General features: G+C 74.3%; 13 protein-coding genes and 1 pseudogene. 1 reads left to right on the forward strand and 13 read right to left on the reverse strand.

The features are described from left to right. Nucleotides 1-10: 10 nt before the first annotated feature. From E1212_RS21195 to argC, 7 genes are read right to left on the reverse strand one after another with little or no spacing between them, the layout of a single operon-like run. Nucleotides 11-244 carry a hypothetical protein gene (locus E1212_RS21195; protein WP_131986130.1) on the reverse strand — a complete coding sequence of 78 codons (234 nt, stop codon included), beginning with the start codon at nt 242-244 and terminating at the stop codon, nt 11-13. Further along, complete coding sequence (locus tag E1212_RS21200; protein ID WP_131986132.1) at nt 241-756, reverse strand: arginine repressor; 516 nt, start codon at nt 754-756, stop codon at nt 241-243. Before E1212_RS21200 ends, E1212_RS21195 begins: the two co-directional genes overlap by 4 nt. After that, nucleotides 753-1685 (reverse strand): ornithine carbamoyltransferase, encoded by a 933-nt coding sequence (gene argF, locus E1212_RS21205; protein WP_131986134.1) that lies wholly within the window; start codon nt 1683-1685, stop codon nt 753-755. Before argF ends, E1212_RS21200 begins: the two co-directional genes overlap by 4 nt. Next, complete coding sequence (locus E1212_RS21210) at nt 1682-2992, reverse strand: acetylornithine transaminase (protein ID WP_131986136.1); 1311 nt, start codon at nt 2990-2992, stop codon at nt 1682-1684. Before E1212_RS21210 ends, argF begins: the two co-directional genes overlap by 4 nt. Further along, nucleotides 2989-3930, reverse strand: a complete 942-nt coding sequence (argB, locus tag E1212_RS21215; protein WP_131986138.1) for an acetylglutamate kinase — start codon at nt 3928-3930, stop codon at nt 2989-2991. The genes E1212_RS21210 and argB overlap by 4 nt, the downstream gene beginning before the upstream one ends. Next, nucleotides 3927-5084 (reverse strand): bifunctional glutamate N-acetyltransferase/amino-acid acetyltransferase ArgJ, encoded by a 1158-nt coding sequence (gene argJ, locus E1212_RS21220; protein WP_131986140.1) that lies wholly within the window; start codon nt 5082-5084, stop codon nt 3927-3929. Before argJ ends, argB begins: the two co-directional genes overlap by 4 nt. Next, the gene (gene argC / locus E1212_RS21225; protein WP_131986142.1) at nt 5081-6133 is read right to left on the reverse strand and encodes an N-acetyl-gamma-glutamyl-phosphate reductase; all 1053 of its coding nucleotides are present in this window, start codon (nt 6131-6133) and stop codon (nt 5081-5083) included. The genes argJ and argC overlap by 4 nt, the downstream gene beginning before the upstream one ends. 106 nt (nt 6134-6239) lie before the next feature. On the opposite strand from argC, the gene E1212_RS21230 reads away from it, so the two are divergent. Next, nucleotides 6240-7181, forward strand: coding sequence for a phosphotransferase (locus E1212_RS21230; RefSeq protein ID WP_131986144.1), 942 nt, complete (start codon nt 6240-6242; stop codon nt 7179-7181). Between the two features lie 167 nt (nt 7182-7348). Here the strand turns inward: E1212_RS21230 and E1212_RS21235 are convergent, their stop codons facing one another. From E1212_RS21235 to E1212_RS21260, 6 genes and pseudogenes are all read right to left on the reverse strand, one after another. Then, nucleotides 7349-8158: an SDR family NAD(P)-dependent oxidoreductase gene (locus E1212_RS21235; protein WP_203417063.1), complete on the reverse strand. Its 810-nt coding sequence runs from the start codon at nt 8156-8158 to the stop codon at nt 7349-7351. After that, a complete protein-coding gene (pheT, locus tag E1212_RS21240) occupies nt 8155-10659 on the reverse strand; it encodes a phenylalanine--tRNA ligase subunit beta (protein ID WP_131986146.1) in 2505 nt (834 codons plus the stop codon). The genes E1212_RS21235 and pheT overlap by 4 nt, the downstream gene beginning before the upstream one ends. Next, nucleotides 10659-11768, reverse strand: coding sequence for a phenylalanine--tRNA ligase subunit alpha (pheS, locus tag E1212_RS21245; protein WP_131986147.1), 1110 nt, complete (start codon nt 11766-11768; stop codon nt 10659-10661). Before pheS ends, pheT begins: the two co-directional genes overlap by 1 nt. Nucleotides 11769-11824: 56 nt before the next feature. Continuing rightward, on the reverse strand, nt 11825-12364 hold the full coding sequence (locus E1212_RS21250; protein WP_131986149.1) for an MOSC domain-containing protein: 540 nt from the start codon (nt 12362-12364) through the stop codon (nt 11825-11827). A gap of 77 nt (nt 12365-12441) precedes the next feature. Then, nucleotides 12442-12906: pseudogene (locus E1212_RS21255) on the reverse strand (PPOX class F420-dependent oxidoreductase); the annotation flags it as partial. Between the two features lie 9 nt (nt 12907-12915). Further along, nucleotides 12916-13764: a TrmH family RNA methyltransferase gene (locus E1212_RS21260; RefSeq protein ID WP_131986153.1), complete on the reverse strand. Its 849-nt coding sequence runs from the start codon at nt 13762-13764 to the stop codon at nt 12916-12918. Nucleotides 13765-13801: the final 37 nt, after the last annotated feature.

The raw sequence follows: 13801 nt of genomic DNA on the forward strand, positions 1-13801 counted from the left end.
TCGTCCTCCGTCATGGCACTCGTCGTTCCTGTTCAGCGAGGGGAACCGGCACCGTCCCGCTGTCGGCCGCCAGCCGGCGGTGGGCCGCATCGAGGACGGCGGCGCCTGCGGCGAGGACCGACACTCCGGGCCCGACCAGGCCGTGCGCGCGAGCCAGTTGCCCGGCCAGCAGCAGCGCCTCGGGCAGGGTGACGGTCTCGCCGTCCAGCGCGACCGGCCGGCCCTCGTCGAACGTGACGGTCATGACGGCGGCGAGGGCACGTTGCCCTCGGCGAGGGCGAGGAACCACGCGGCCACGCCGGCTCCGCCCTCCGGGTCGGTCGAGATGACGAGGACCGTGTCGTCGCCGGCGATGGTGCCCAAAATGTCCGTGCGCGCCGCATGGTCGATCGCCGAGGCCAGGTACTGCGCGGCGCCGGGCGGCGTGCGCAGCACCACCAGGTTGGCCGACGAGCGCGCCGACACCAGGATCTCCTCGCAGACGCGGATGAGCCGGGCGTCGACGGCGCCTTCCTCGGCAGCGCGGGGGCGCATGTCGCCGCCCTCGCCGGGCAGCGCGTAGACGAGCCAGCCGCCGGCGCCCCTGATCTTCACCGCGCCCAGCTCGTCGAGGTCGCGCGAGAGCGTGCCCTGGGTGACCTCGATGCCGCTCTCGGAGAGCCGCTCGGCCAGCTCCGTCTGCGACCGGATCGGCGTCTGCGACAGGATCTCGGCGATCCGGCCGTGCCGGGCCGCACGGGTGGCCGGCTGCGTCATGCCACCGCCTCCTGCGAGAACAGCCAGGTCAGCAGCGCCTTCTGTGCGTGCAGCCGGTTCTCGGCCTCGTCCCAGACGGCGCTCGCCGGGCCGTCGATGACCTCGGCGGCGATCTCTTTGCCCCGGTAGGCGGGCAGGCAGTGCAGCACGATCGCGTCGGCGGCGGCGCCCTTCAGCGCGTCCGCCGTCAGCGCGAACGGGACGAACGGCGCCCCGCGGTCGCCCGCCTCGTCCTCCTGGCCCATGGAGACCCAGGTGTCGGTCGCCAGCACGTCGGCTCCGGCGAAGCCGTCGGCGGGGTCGGTGACGTGGGCGACCGAGCCGCCGGTCTGCGCCGCGATCTCCCCCGCCCGCGAGAGCACCGACGGCGACGGCGCGTACCCCGCCGGCGAGGCGATGCGCACGTGCATGCCGACGGTGGCGCCGGCCAGCAGGTAGGAGTGCGCCATGTTGTTGGCGCCGTCGCCGGCGTAGGTCAGCGTCAGCCCGGCCAGCGTGCCCTTGCGCTCGCGCACGGTCTGCAGGTCGGCGAGGAGCTGACAGGGGTGGAACTGGTCGGTCAGGGCGTTGACGACGGGGACGGCGGCGGCTTCGGCCATGGCCTCCAGGCGCCCCTGTTCGTAGGTGCGCCAGACGATGGCGGCGCACTGGCGGTCCAGCACCCGCGCGGTGTCGGCGATCGGCTCGCCCCGGCCCATCTGCGATGTCTGCGCGTCGATGACCAGCGGGTATCCGCCCAGCTCGGCGATGCCGACGGTGAACGAGACGCGGGTCCGGGTCGAGTGCTTGTCGAAGATGACGGCGACGGCGCGCGGGCCCTCGAGCGGCCGGTACGCGAACCGGTCCGCCTTGAGCTCGGCGGCCATGTCGAGGACCTGCAGGTACTCGGCCGGCGACAGGTCGTCGTCGCGGAGGAAGTGCCGGGTCATCGGATCTCCTTCGGAGCGGTCCCGACAGCGTCGAGCACCGCCGGGAGCGCCGCCAGGAACTCGTCGGCCTGCGCGGTGTCGAGGATCAGCGGCGGCGCGAGCCGGATCGTATCGGGAGTGACGGCGTTGACGATGAACCCCGCGCCGAGCGCCTCGGCCATGACGGCCGCGGCCACGCCGACATGTCCGCCCTCGGCGGAGAAGCGTGCCTCGGACGGTCCGGCCAGCTCGATACCCAGCAGCAGCCCGCGCCCCCGCACGCCCTTGATCAGTGGGTGGCCCAGCGCGAGCACCTCGGCGCGCAGGTGCGCCCCGACGGTGCGGACGTTCTCGAGCAGGCCGTCGCGCTCGACGGCGTGCAGCACGGCCAACCCGGCGGCGGCCGCGACCGGGTTGCCGCCGAACGTGGTGCCGTGGGCGCCGGGCCCGAGCAGGTCGGCCGCCCGGCCGAGCCCGATGCAGGCGCCGATCGGGAAGCCGCCGCCGAGGCCCTTCGCCACGGTGACGACGTCGGGCACGATGCCCTCGGCCGTGTGCGCGAACCAGTCGCCGCAGCGGCCGATGCCGGTCTGGATCTCGTCGATGACCAGCAGTGTCCCGGTGCGCTCGGTGATCTCGCGCGCCGCCTCCAGGTAGCCGGCCGGCGCCGGGACGACGCCGCCCTCGCCCTGGACCGGCTCGAGGAACACCGCGGCGGTGTCGCCGTCGACCGCGGCCGAGAGCGCCTCGACGTCGCCGAACGGCACGAACGTGACCTCGCCCGGCAGTGGCTCGAACGGCTCGCGGATGGCCGGCTTGCCGGTGATCGCCAGCGCGCCCAGGGAGCGGCCGTGGAAGCCGTTCTCGGTGGCGACGAGCTTCGGCCGGCCGGTGCGCCGGGTGATCTTGACGGCGGCCTCGTTCGCCTCGGTGCCGGAGTTGGTGAAGAACACCCGCCCGCCCAGCGCAGACGCCGCCGGGCCGAGCAGGTCGAGCAGCCGCTCGGCCAGCGCGACCTGCGGGGCGCTGGCGAAGAAGTTCGACACGTGCCCGAGCGTGGCCAGCTGTGCGGTGACGGTCGACACCAGCAGCGGGTGCGCGTGTCCCAGTGAGTTGACCGCCAGCCCGCCCAGCAGGTCGAGGTAGCGCCGTCCGTCGGCGTCCCACACGTAGCAGCCCTCGCCGCGCACCAGCACGCGTTGCGGGCTGCCGAACGTGTTCATCAGCGCCTGGCCGTAGCGCGCGGTCCACGCGGCGTTGTTGCTGGCTGCCAGCGAGTCCTCGGTGAGCCCGGGCACCAGTGCGGACGCCTCCGCCTGATACGTCATGACGACCATTCCCCCTTTCCCTCGGGGGAATCGCCTGTGGTCGGGACCATGCGGTCGGCACCCGCTACAACCATCGTTCCCACACCCTCATCAGTAAAGACCTCGAGCAACAGCGAGTTGGGGACCCGGCCGTCGATGATCGTCGCCTCCGGAACCCCGCCCTCGACCGCGCGCAGGCAGGCCTGCATCTTCGGGATCATTCCCGACGAGAGCGACGGCAGCAGCGTCGTCAGCTCGCCGGCGGTGATCTCCTTAACGATCTCGGTGTCGACGGGGTAGTCGCGGTACAGCCCCTCGACGTCGGTGAGCACGACCAGCTTCTCCGCGCCCAGCTCGACCGCCAGGGCGGCCGCCGCGGTGTCGGCGTTGACGTTGTGCACGACGCCGTCGGCGTCCGGCGCGACCGACGACACCACCGGGATGCGCCCGGCGTCGATGAGATCGAGAACCGCGCCGGCGTCGACCTCAGCCACGTCGCCGACCAGGCCGATGTCGACCGGCTCGCCGTCGATGATGGCCGACTGCCGCTCCGCGGTGAACAGGCCCGCGTCCTCGCCCGACAGCCCGACCGCGAGCGGGCCGTGCGCATTCATCAACCCCACGATCTCGCGGCTCACCTGGCCGACCAGCACCATGCGGACCACGTCCATGGCCTCGGGCGTGGTGACCCGCAGCCCGCCGCGGAACTCGCTGGCGATGCCGAGGCGGTCGAGCATGGCAGTGATCTGCGGCCCGCCGCCATGGACGACGACCGGTTTCAGCCCGGCCAGCCGGAGGAAGACGATGTCGTCGGCGAACGCCCGCTTGAGGTCGTCGTCGATCATCGCGTTGCCGCCGTACTTCACCACGACGATCTTGCCGTGGAACTTCTTCAGCCAGGGCAGCGCCTCGACCAGGACCCCGGCCTTGGCCAGCGCGGCGGCCGTCGTCACCGTCATGTCGAGTACGCCGAGTTCTCGTGCACGTAGTCGTGCGTGAGGTCGCTGGTCAGGATCGTCGCCGTAGCCGGGCCGGCGTTCAGCTCGACTAGGACGTGGACGTCGCGGCCGGACAGATCGACCAACGTCGATGGCTCGCCGACCTGGGTCCCCCCGGCGACGCAGACCTTGACGCCGTTCATCGAGATGTCGATCTTCTCCGGCTCGAACGCCGCCTGCGTGGTGCCGACGGCGGCGAGCACCCGGCCCCAGTTGGGGTCGTTGCCGAAGACGGCGGCCTTGAACAGATTGCTGCGGGCGACGGAGCGGGCGACCTCGACGGCGTCGTCCTCACTCGCCGCACCGGTGACCTCGATGGCGATGTCGTGATGGGCGCCCTCGGCGTCGTGCCAGAGCTGGTGCGCGAGGTCGGCGCAGACGTCGGTGACCGCTTGCGTGAGTTCCCCTTCCGTGGGCTCCACGCCAGAGGCGCCGCTGGCCAGCAGCACCACGGTGTCGTTGGTCGACATGCAGCCGTCGGTGTCGAGCCGGTCGAACGTCGACCGCGTCGCCGCCCGCAGGGCCCGGTCGAGGGTGGCGGCGTCGGCGACGGCGTCGGTGGTGATGACGACCAGCATGGTCGCGAGCGCGGGCGCGAGCATGCCGGCGCCCTTGGCCATGCCGCCGATGGTCCAGCCGTCACCGGTGGCTGTCGCCTGCTTCGCGACGGTGTCCGTGGTCATGATCGCCGTGGCCGCGGCCGGTCCGCCGTCGGGCGACAACTCGGCGTGGGCGGCGCGGATGCCGGCCTCGAGGATCGGCCGGTCCAGCGGCTGGCCGATGAGCCCGGTGGAGCAGACGGCGACGTCGAACGCCTGGCCGCCGGTCAGCTCGGCGACCAGCTCGGCGCTGGCGTGCGTGGTCTGGAAGCCCTCGGGGCCGTTGTAGCAGTTGGCGCCGCCGGAGTTGAGGACGACGGCGGACAGCCGGCCGTCGGCGACGGTCCGCTCGCTCCACAGCACCGGATTGGCCTTGCACCGGTTCGACGTGAACACGGCGGCGGCCGCGAGCTGGGGGCCGTCGTTGACGACGAGCGCGACGTCGGGCGTGCCGCTCGGCTTCAGCCCGGCGACGACGCCCGCCGCCCGGAAGCCGGCCGCCGCGGTGACGCTCACGGCGCCACCCCCGTCACCGGCAGGCCGAGCGTCTCGGGCAGACCCAGCGCGAGGTTGGCCGACTGGACGGCGGCGCCCGCGGTGCCCTTGGTGAGGTTGTCGATGGCGGCGACGGCGACCACGCGCCCGGCGGCCTCGTCGACCGTCACCTGGACGTGCGCGGTGTTGGCGCCGAGAACGGCGGCCGTGGTGGGCCACCGCCCCTCGGGCAGCAGGTGCACGAACGGCTCGTCGGCGTAGGCCTGCTCCCACGCGGACCGCACGCTGCCGCCGTCGACCCCGTCGCCGGTCAGCTTGGCCGTCACCGTCGCGAGGATGCCCCGGCTCATGGGAACCAGTGTGGGCGTGAACGAGAGCGTGACGTCGGCACCGCCGGAAGCGAGGCGCAGGTTCTGCTGGATCTCCGGGATGTGCCGGTGCACGCCGCCGACGGCGTACGGGCTGGCCGCGCCCATGATCTCGCTGGCCAGCAGGTGCGGCGTGAGCGACTTGCCGGCGCCGGACGTGCCGCAGGCCAGCACCGCGACGACGTCGTCGGGCGCGACGACGCCGGTCGCCAGGCCGGGCGCCAGTGCGAGCGTGACGGCGGTGACGTTGCAGCCGGGGACCGCGACGCGGGTGGCGCCGGGCAGGGCGTCGCGCTGCTTGCCGCCGCCGTGCAGGACCAGCTCGGGCAGGCCGTAGGGCCAGCTGCCGGCGTGCTCGGTGCCGTAGAACCGCCGCCAGGCGGCGGCGTCGGTGAGGCGGTGGTCGGCGCCGCAGTCGAGCACCAGCACGTCGTCGGGCAGCTGCGCGGCGAGCTGTGCCGACGCGCCGTGCGGCAGCGCCAGGATCACCACGTCGTGCCCGGCCAGCGCCTCGGCCGTCGTCGGCTCGAGGGTCCGGTCGGCCAGCTCGATCAGCTGCGGGTGGTGCGCACCCAGCGTCTCGCCCGCCTTCGAGTGCGCCGTCACCGTCCCCACGCCGAGTTCGGGGTGCGCGAGCAGCAGGCGCAACAGCTCGCCGCCCGCATAGCCGCTCGCTCCCGCGATCGCCACAGTCGCTCCCATGCGAATGAGTATGCAGAGTTCCGCAATTTCATGCAACGTGGTTCCGGTCACGCCGGCCGGCGGTAAATGGGGTGCGGCCGTGCCGGCGGGTTGGCGACCATGAGTCATGTCGCCCGTCACCGCCTCCGGAGTCCGCGCCACCTGGGAGTCGCTGCCGGCGACCGTGCGCGCCGGTGTCGAGCACATGCTCGGCTCGCCGGTCGTCGCCGCCGTCAACCAGCCCGGCGGCTTCTCCCCCGGCCTGGCCGCGCGCGTGCGCTGCGCCGACGGTGGCCGGGCGTTCGTCAAGGCGGTCGGCACGCCACTCAACCCGGAGTCGCCGGACATCCACCGGCGCGAGGCGGTCGTCACGGCGGCCCTGCCCGGCGGCACGCCGGTCCCGCGGTTGCGCGGCAGCTACGACGACGGCGAGTGGGTCGCGCTGGTCTTCGACGAGGTCGACGGCCGCATGCCGCACGACCCCTGGCGCCCCGAGGAGCTGCGAGCGGTGGTCGACGCCGTGACGGAGCTGTCGCGGTCGCTGACGCCGTGCCCGGTGCCGTCGCCGCGGGTGGCGTGCGACGAGGTGCGCGAGCTCATGCTGGGCTACCGCGACCTGGCCGCCGACCCGCCGGCCGATCTCGACCCGTGGGAGCGCCGGCACCTCGACCGGCTGGCCGACCTCGCCGCGTCGGCGCTCGACGTGGTCGACGGCGACACACTGGTGCACTTCGACCTGCGCGCCGACAACGTCCTGCTGTCCGGGGACCGTGTCTGGTTCGTCGACTGGCCGTGGGCGTTCCGCGGCGCGGCCTGGATCGACTCGGTGATGCTGCTGAAGAACGCGGCCTTCCACGGCCACGACCCCGAGCCCTACCTCGAGGGGCATCCGCTGCTGGCGGACGTCGACCCGTGGCACGTGACGGCGTTCGTGGCCGGCATGGCCGGCTTTTTCGGTTCGGCCGGCCGCCGGCCGGCGCCGCCCGGGCTGCCGACGGTGCGCACGTTCCAGCTCGCCCAGCACGCGACGACCCTGGCGTGGGTGCGCCGCCGCACCGGCTGGAACTGAGCCCTCGGCCCCGGCCGACGCCGCCCTGTCAGCGGCAGCCGACACAGGCAACCGGTTCTGAACAGCGGAGATCTGCCGGCCGTTGGCGAGTGCGGATCGCCGCCATGCGGTCTGCGCCGCACACGTTTGCCGCGCCACTCGCGGGGGCGACCATGTCGAGCGAACAGTCAGCGCAGCGGGTCGTCCGGGCCGGCGGTGGGCAGGCGCAGGACGCGGGCGTCGTGGGCGAGGATCTCGTCGCGCAGGGCGAGCAGCGAGTCGGGCGTGTCGGTGCCGGCGCGGAAGAACCGGCCGCCGAGGTCGTCCAGCACGCCGTCGCCGATGGCGGCGACCAGGTCGGTCACGTCCTCGGGCGCCGTCCACTCCGTGCGGCCCTCGTGCATGGGCATCGCCGTCGTCATCTCGGTCTCGACGTGGCCGGGCGCGAGGTCGAACGCCCGCACGCCCAGTGCCCGGTACTGCAGGTCGAGCAGACCGGTGAACCGGGCCAGCGCGCCCTTCGAGACGGCGTAGCCGGTGTAGATCTCGGCCGAGCGGTAGCCCAGGCCGCTGTTCATGTTGACGATCCGCCCGCCCCCGCCGGCCAGCATGACCGGCAGGACGGCGTGCGTGACCAGCAGCGGGCCGCGCACGTTGACCTCGACGACGCGCCAGCTGTCCTCGACGTCGGTGTCGAGGAACGGCTTCTCGACGGTCTCGATGACGCCGGCGTTGTTGACCAGCAGGTCGATCCGGTCGAGGCTGCCGGCCACCGCGGTCACGGCCGCGGCGACGTCGTCGTGGTCGGTGACGTCGGCCGTGACGCCGACCGCCGCCACCCCGTGCGCGCGGCACTCCGCGACGACTTCGTCGAGGCGGGCCCGGTCGCGCGCGACCAGGCCCACGGACACGCCGCGCGCCGCCAGCCCGGCGGCGAGCGCGCGGCCGATCCCCCGGCTCGCGCCGGTGACGAGCGCCGTGCGCGCAGCCGCCATCATGCGCCGCGCAGGACCGCGCCGGTCCGCTCGGCGGCCGCGGCGACGGCGGCGTCGCGAGCGGCGGTGGTCTCCTCGACGGTGAGCGTGCGGTCGGGCGCACGGAACCGCAGCGCGTAGGCCAGCGACTTCCTGCCGTCGCCGAGCTGCGCGCCGGTGAACACGTCGAACAGCCGCGCCGACTCGAGCAGCTCGCCCGCCCCGCGACGCAGCGCGTCCTCGACGTCGGCGGCGGCCACGGCGGCGTCGACGACCAGCGCGACGTCCTGGGTCGCGACCGGGAACGTCGACACCGCAGGGGCCTGCACCGGCGACTCGGTCACCCCTGCCAGCCCGGCCGGGAAGAACCGGTCCAGCTCGAGCTCCATGGCGCTGGTCCGCTCGGGCAGCCCCAGCGCCGCGACCACCCGCGGGTGCAGCTCGCCGGCGTGCCCGACCAGGGTGTCGCCGACGAACAGTGCGGCGCAACGGCCCGGGTGCCAGGGCGCGTGCTCGTCGCGCTCGACCCGCACTGTGAGGCCCGCGGCACGGGCGACGACCCGCGCGGCCTCGACGGCGTCGGCCCAGCTCGCGGGGCGGCCCGCGCCCCACCAGCCGGTCGGCTCGCGGTCACCGGCCAGCGCGACGGCGACCCGGCGCGGCTGCGACGGCACGGCCGCGAGCAGGTCCGCGAGCTCGGAGTCGGTGGGCCGGCGGTCGACCGGCAGCCGCGGCGGGACTGGCAGCGCGCCGGGCGCCGGCCGGAACACCAGGCCGGCCTCGTACACGGCTACGTCCGCAGTGCCCCGGCCGGCGTTGCGCCGCAGCGTGGCCAGCAGGCCGGGCAGCAGGGTGGTGCGCAGCAGCGGCTGCTCCTCGGAGATCGGGTTGGCCAGCCGCAGCGCGACCCGTCGCGCGTCGTCGGCCGGGAGCCCCAGAGCGTCGAAGTCGGCCTCGCCCACGAACGGATACGACGGCGCCTCGACGTAGCCGGCGGCGGCGACCGCGCGCTCGACCCGGCGCCGCAGGCGCTGCGACGGCGTGATGCCGCGCCCGGCGGGGGCCACCGGCAGCACCGACGGCACCGCGTCGTAGCCGTGCAGCCGGGCCACCTCTTCGACCAGGTCGTACGGGTCGGTGAGGTCGGGCCGCCAGGTCGGAGGCACGACGGCGATCCGCTCGGCGCCGCCGACCGCCGACACCGATGCGCCCACCGCCGTGAGCAGCGACCTCACCTCGTCGGCCGGGTAGTCGACCCCGGCCACGCGGGCCGGCAGGCCCACGGAGATCTCGATGGGCGACGGCGACGGCACCGCGCCGGCCACCGTCAGCCCCGGCTCCTGGACAGCGCCGCCGAGCGACACCAGCAGGTCGACCACCCGCTGCGCCGCGACCGCGGGCAGCGCGGGGTCGACGCCGCGCTCGAACCGCTTGGACGCCTCGCTGGGCAGCTTGTGCCGGCGGGCCGTGCGGGCGATGCCGGTGGGCTCGAAGTGTGCGGCCTCGACGACGACCACCGTGGTCGCGTCGCTGAGCTCCGTGGAGCCGCCGCCCATGACGCCGGCCAGGCCGATGGGTCCGGAGTCGTCGGTGATGAGCAGGTCGTCGGGGTCCAGCTCGCGGACCGCGCCGTCGAGTGTCGTCAGCTTCTCCCCCGCCGTCGCCCGCCGGACGACGATCGGGCCGCGCAGCGCGTCGCGGTCGTAGCCGTGGATCGGCTGGCCCAGCTCGAGCATGACGTAGTTGGTGATGTCGACGGCCAGCGAGATGGGCCGCATGCCGGCCAGCTGGACCCGGCGCTGCAGCCAGCGCGGGCTCGGCGCCGTGGGGTCGAAGCCGGTGACCATACGGGCGGCGAACACCGGACACCGCGACGCGTCCTCGACCCGCACCGGGTAGCCGTCAACGCCGGCGGTGTCCAGCGCCGGCCGGACGCCGGGATCGGTGAAAGCGACACCGAATGCGGTCGCCGCCTCGCGGGCCACGCCGCGGACTGACAGGCAGTAGCCGCGGTCGGGGGTGACGGCGATGTCGAGGACGTCGTCGCGCAGGTGCAGCAGCTCGACGGCGTCGTCGCCCGGCGCCGCCTCGTCCGGCTGCAGCACGATGATGCCCGCGTGGTCGTCGCCCAGGCCCAGCTCGCGAGCGGAGCAGATCATGCCGTCGGACACGTGCCCGTACGTCTTGCGCGCCGCGATGGCGAACCCGCCGGGCAGCACCGCGCCGGGCAGCGACACGACGACGAGGTCGCCGGCGGCGAAGTTGTGCGCTCCGCAGACGATCCCCCGCGGCTCGGCCTCGCCGACATCGACGGAGCACCAGCGGATGGTCTTGCCGTTCTTCTGCGGTTCGTCGGCGAACTCGAGCACCCGGCCGACGACCAGCGGCCCGGTGATGTCGGCACCCGCCTCGTCGACGGTCTCGACCTCGAGGCCGGCGCGGATCAGCCGGGCGGCGACCTCGCGCGCGCTGGCGCCGTCGGGCAGCGGGGCGTACTCGCGCAGCCAGCTCAGGGGGACGCGCATCAGATCTCCATCCCGAAGGCCGCCGCGAACCGCACGTCGCCCTCGACCATGTCGTGCATGTCGGCGATGCCGTGGCGGAACATCAGCGTGCGCTCGAGGCCCATGCCGAACGCGAAGCCGGTGTACCGCGCAGGGTCGACGCCGCAGGCCACCAGCACGCGCGGGTTGACCATGCCGCAGCCGCCCCACTCGATCCAGCCCTCGGAGCCGCAGGTGCGGCACGGGTTGTCGGGGTCGCCCACCGACGCGCCGCGGCAGACGAAGCACTGCAGGTCCATCTCGGCGCTGGGCTCGGTGAAGGGGAAGTACGAGGGACGCAGCCGGGTGGTGATGCCGGCGCCGAACATCGACGACGCGAAGTGGTCGAGCGTGCCCTTGAGGTGCGCCATCGTCAGGCCCTCGTCGATGGCCAGCCCCTCGACCTGGCTGAACACCGGCGTGTGGGTGGCGTCGAGCTCGTCGGTGCGGAACGTGCGGCCCGGGCAGATGACGTAGATGGGCGGCGTGCGTGTGAGCATGCTGCGCGCCTGCACCGGCGACGTGTGCGTGCGCAGCACCAGCCCGGAGTCCTCGTTCTCGACGAAGAAGGTGTCCTGCATGGTCCGCGCCGGGTGGTCGGGCCCGATGTTGAGGGCGTCGAAGTTCAGCCACTCGGCCTCGACCTCGGGGCCCTCGGCGACCTCCCAGCCCATGGCGACGAAGACGTCGGCGACCCGCTCCTGGATGGTGGTCAGCGGGTGCCGGGCGCCCTGCGGCGCGCGGTCCCATGGCAGCGTGACGTCGACGGCCTCCTCGACCAGCACCCGCTCGTCGCGCTCGGCCTCGAGCGCGATCTGCCGCGCGGCGAGGGCGGCGGCGACGTCGCGGCGCGCGGCGCCGACGCGCTGGCCGACCTCCTTGCGGGCGGCCGGCGGCAGCGCGCCGATCTCGCGATTGGCCAGCGCCAGCGGCGAGCGGTCGCCGGTGTGGGCGAGCCGGGCCTCCTTGAGCGCGTCGAGATCGCCGGCCGCGGCGAAGGCGGCGAGGGCATCGGACACCATGCGCGCGACCTGATCGGGGTCGAGCGGGGTCACCTGGACTGGGTCGTAGTCGCTGTTGGGCGCGGACATCTTCCTCGTCTATTCACACGCGTGGTCGCAACCCCGCGAGTCTACGCGGCGCGGGGTCAGACGGGGACCAGCGGCCGGTGCGGCTCCGGCGGGGTGTCGACGGTGACCGCGTCGCCCGGGCGGACCTCGCCGCCCACCAGCACGATCGCCATGATGCCGGCCTTACGGACGACGGCGCCGGCGGCATCGCGGCCGACGACCTCCTTCAGCACGCCCTGCTGGAAGTCGTCGATCTGGTAGCACGGGTTGCGCAGTCCGGTGACCTCGATGACCGCGTCGGGCCCCAGCCGCAGCCGGGTACCCGTCGCCAGCCCGAGCAGGTCGACGCCGCGGGTGGTGACGTTCTCGCCCAGCTGCCCGGGACCGACGGCGTACCCGGCGGCGGCGAGCTCGTCGTGCAGCTCGGCGTGGATCAGGTGCACCTGGCGCAGGTTCGGTGCCTTGGGGTCGCGGCGGAGGCGGGACAGGTGCTGCACCGTCGTGCCGAGGTGCGCGTCGCCCTCGACTCCGAGCCCGGCCAGCAGCCGGACGAGCGGCCGCGCTTCCTTGCCGAACTCGTGCCTGGGACTGGCATTGACGCCGACGACCTGCGCCATCAGTGCCCGTGACCGTCGTCGTGGCCGCCGCCGTCGTCGTGGCCGCCGTGGCCGTGACCGTGGTCGTCGCCGTCACCGTCGTCGGGGAAGAGATGGGGTGGGAAGCCGCCCGTCGCGATGGGGCCCCACCGCTCCGGCGTGATGCGCAGCAGCGACTTGCCCTGCCGGTGCATGGCCTCGCGGTAGCCGTCCCAGTCCTCGTGCTCGCCGGCGACGTTGCGGTAGTACTCGACCAGCGGCTCGACGGAGTCGGGCAGGTCGATGACCTCGGCGGGACCGTCGACCTGCACCCAGGCGCCGTCGAAGTCGTCGGACAGCACGAGGACACTGGCGCGCGGGCGGTGCCGGATGTTCTGCGCCTTCGCGCGGTCGGGATAGGTGGAGACGACGATGCGGCCGGAGTCGTCGACGCCGCAGGTGACGGGCGAGGCCTGCGGGCCGCCGTCGGCGCGCTGGGTGATGACGATGCCGTGGTGGCGCGGCCGGACGAACTCGAGCAGCCCGGCGAGATCGACGGTGGTGTTGGTGGCGATGTTCGGCATGGTGACACCCTACGCAGGGGGTCGGTCAGGCCGGCGCGCCGACGCACGGCGGCGGGCGCGGGCGGAGCCGTACAGGCAGACGGCCGCGGCTGTCGCGAGATTGAGGCTCTCGGCGCGACCGTAGATCGGGACCCGCACCACGTGGTCGGCCAGGGCGCCGACCTCGGCCGGCAGCCCCCACGCCTCGTTGCCGAAGAGCCAGGCGACCGGCCCGCCGAGCAGGCCGTCGTCCTCGGCCTGGTCGAGGTCGAGCGAGCCGGCGCCGTCGGCGGCCAGCACCGTCAGACCGCGCTCGCGCAGCGCCGCCACCGCGTCCGCCGCCGGCGCCCCCGCCGAGACGGGCAGGTGGAACACGCTGCCCGCCGACGCCCGGACGGCCTTGCCGCCCTGCGGGTCGACCGAGCCGTGGGTGAGCACGACGGCGTCCGCTCCGGCCGCGTCGGCGCACCGGATGACGGTGCCCGCGTTGCCGGGGTCGCGCGCCTCGGCGAGGACGGCGACCAGGAGCGGCTCGGCTCCCAGCGCGGCCGGCAGGTCCACCGTCAGCGACCGGCAGACCGCGACCAGGCCCTGCGGCGTCACCGTCTCGGACAGTGCGGCGAGGGCGGCCTCGTCGGCCGGATGCACCGGCACGCCCGCGCCCTCGGCCGCCGCCACGATGGGCGCCCACCGAGCCGCCGCCGTCGCCGTCGCGAACAGCTCGACGACCCGGCCGTCGCCGGAGCCGACCGCCTCGCGGACCGCCTGCGGGCCCTCGGCGAGGAACAAGCCGGCCTTCTCGCGCGCGGCCCGGCGCAGCAGCTTGTGCGCCTCACGCACGCGGCCGGACCGTTCGGTCAGCATCGGTCGTCCACCCATCCCTCTCCGGTGATCATGATCCCTGGCGGTCACCCTG

Origin of the sequence: Jiangella ureilytica (assembly GCF_004348545.1) — a bacterium.
Lineage (GTDB): Bacteria > Actinomycetota > Actinomycetes > Jiangellales > Jiangellaceae > Jiangella > Jiangella ureilytica.

What these genes read in the sequence shown, in the direction of transcription:
- E1212_RS21230 (WP_131986144.1), top strand. Translation starts at nt 6,240, where the DNA reads ATGTCGCCCGTCACCGCCTCCGGAGTCCGCGCCACCTGGGAGTCGCTG.
- E1212_RS21260 (WP_131986153.1), bottom strand. Translation starts at nt 13,764, where the DNA reads ATGGGTGGACGACCGATGCTGACCGAACGGTCCGGCCGCGTGCGTGAG.
- argC (WP_131986142.1), bottom strand. Translation starts at nt 6,133, where the DNA reads ATGGGAGCGACTGTGGCGATCGCGGGAGCGAGCGGCTATGCGGGCGGC.
- E1212_RS21250 (WP_131986149.1), bottom strand. Translation starts at nt 12,364, where the DNA reads ATGGCGCAGGTCGTCGGCGTCAATGCCAGTCCCAGGCACGAGTTCGGC.
- E1212_RS21195 (WP_131986130.1), bottom strand. Translation starts at nt 244, where the DNA reads ATGACCGTCACGTTCGACGAGGGCCGGCCGGTCGCGCTGGACGGCGAG.
- E1212_RS21235 (WP_203417063.1), bottom strand. Translation starts at nt 8,158, where the DNA reads ATGATGGCGGCTGCGCGCACGGCGCTCGTCACCGGCGCGAGCCGGGGG.
- E1212_RS21210 (WP_131986136.1), bottom strand. Translation starts at nt 2,992, where the DNA reads ATGACGTATCAGGCGGAGGCGTCCGCACTGGTGCCCGGGCTCACCGAG.
- argF (WP_131986134.1), bottom strand. Translation starts at nt 1,685, where the DNA reads ATGACCCGGCACTTCCTCCGCGACGACGACCTGTCGCCGGCCGAGTAC.
- E1212_RS21200 (WP_131986132.1), bottom strand. Translation starts at nt 756, where the DNA reads ATGACGCAGCCGGCCACCCGTGCGGCCCGGCACGGCCGGATCGCCGAG.
- argB (WP_131986138.1), bottom strand. Translation starts at nt 3,930, where the DNA reads ATGACGGTGACGACGGCCGCCGCGCTGGCCAAGGCCGGGGTCCTGGTC.
- pheT (WP_131986146.1), bottom strand. Translation starts at nt 10,659, where the DNA reads ATGCGCGTCCCCCTGAGCTGGCTGCGCGAGTACGCCCCGCTGCCCGAC.
- pheS (WP_131986147.1), bottom strand. Translation starts at nt 11,768, where the DNA reads ATGTCCGCGCCCAACAGCGACTACGACCCAGTCCAGGTGACCCCGCTC.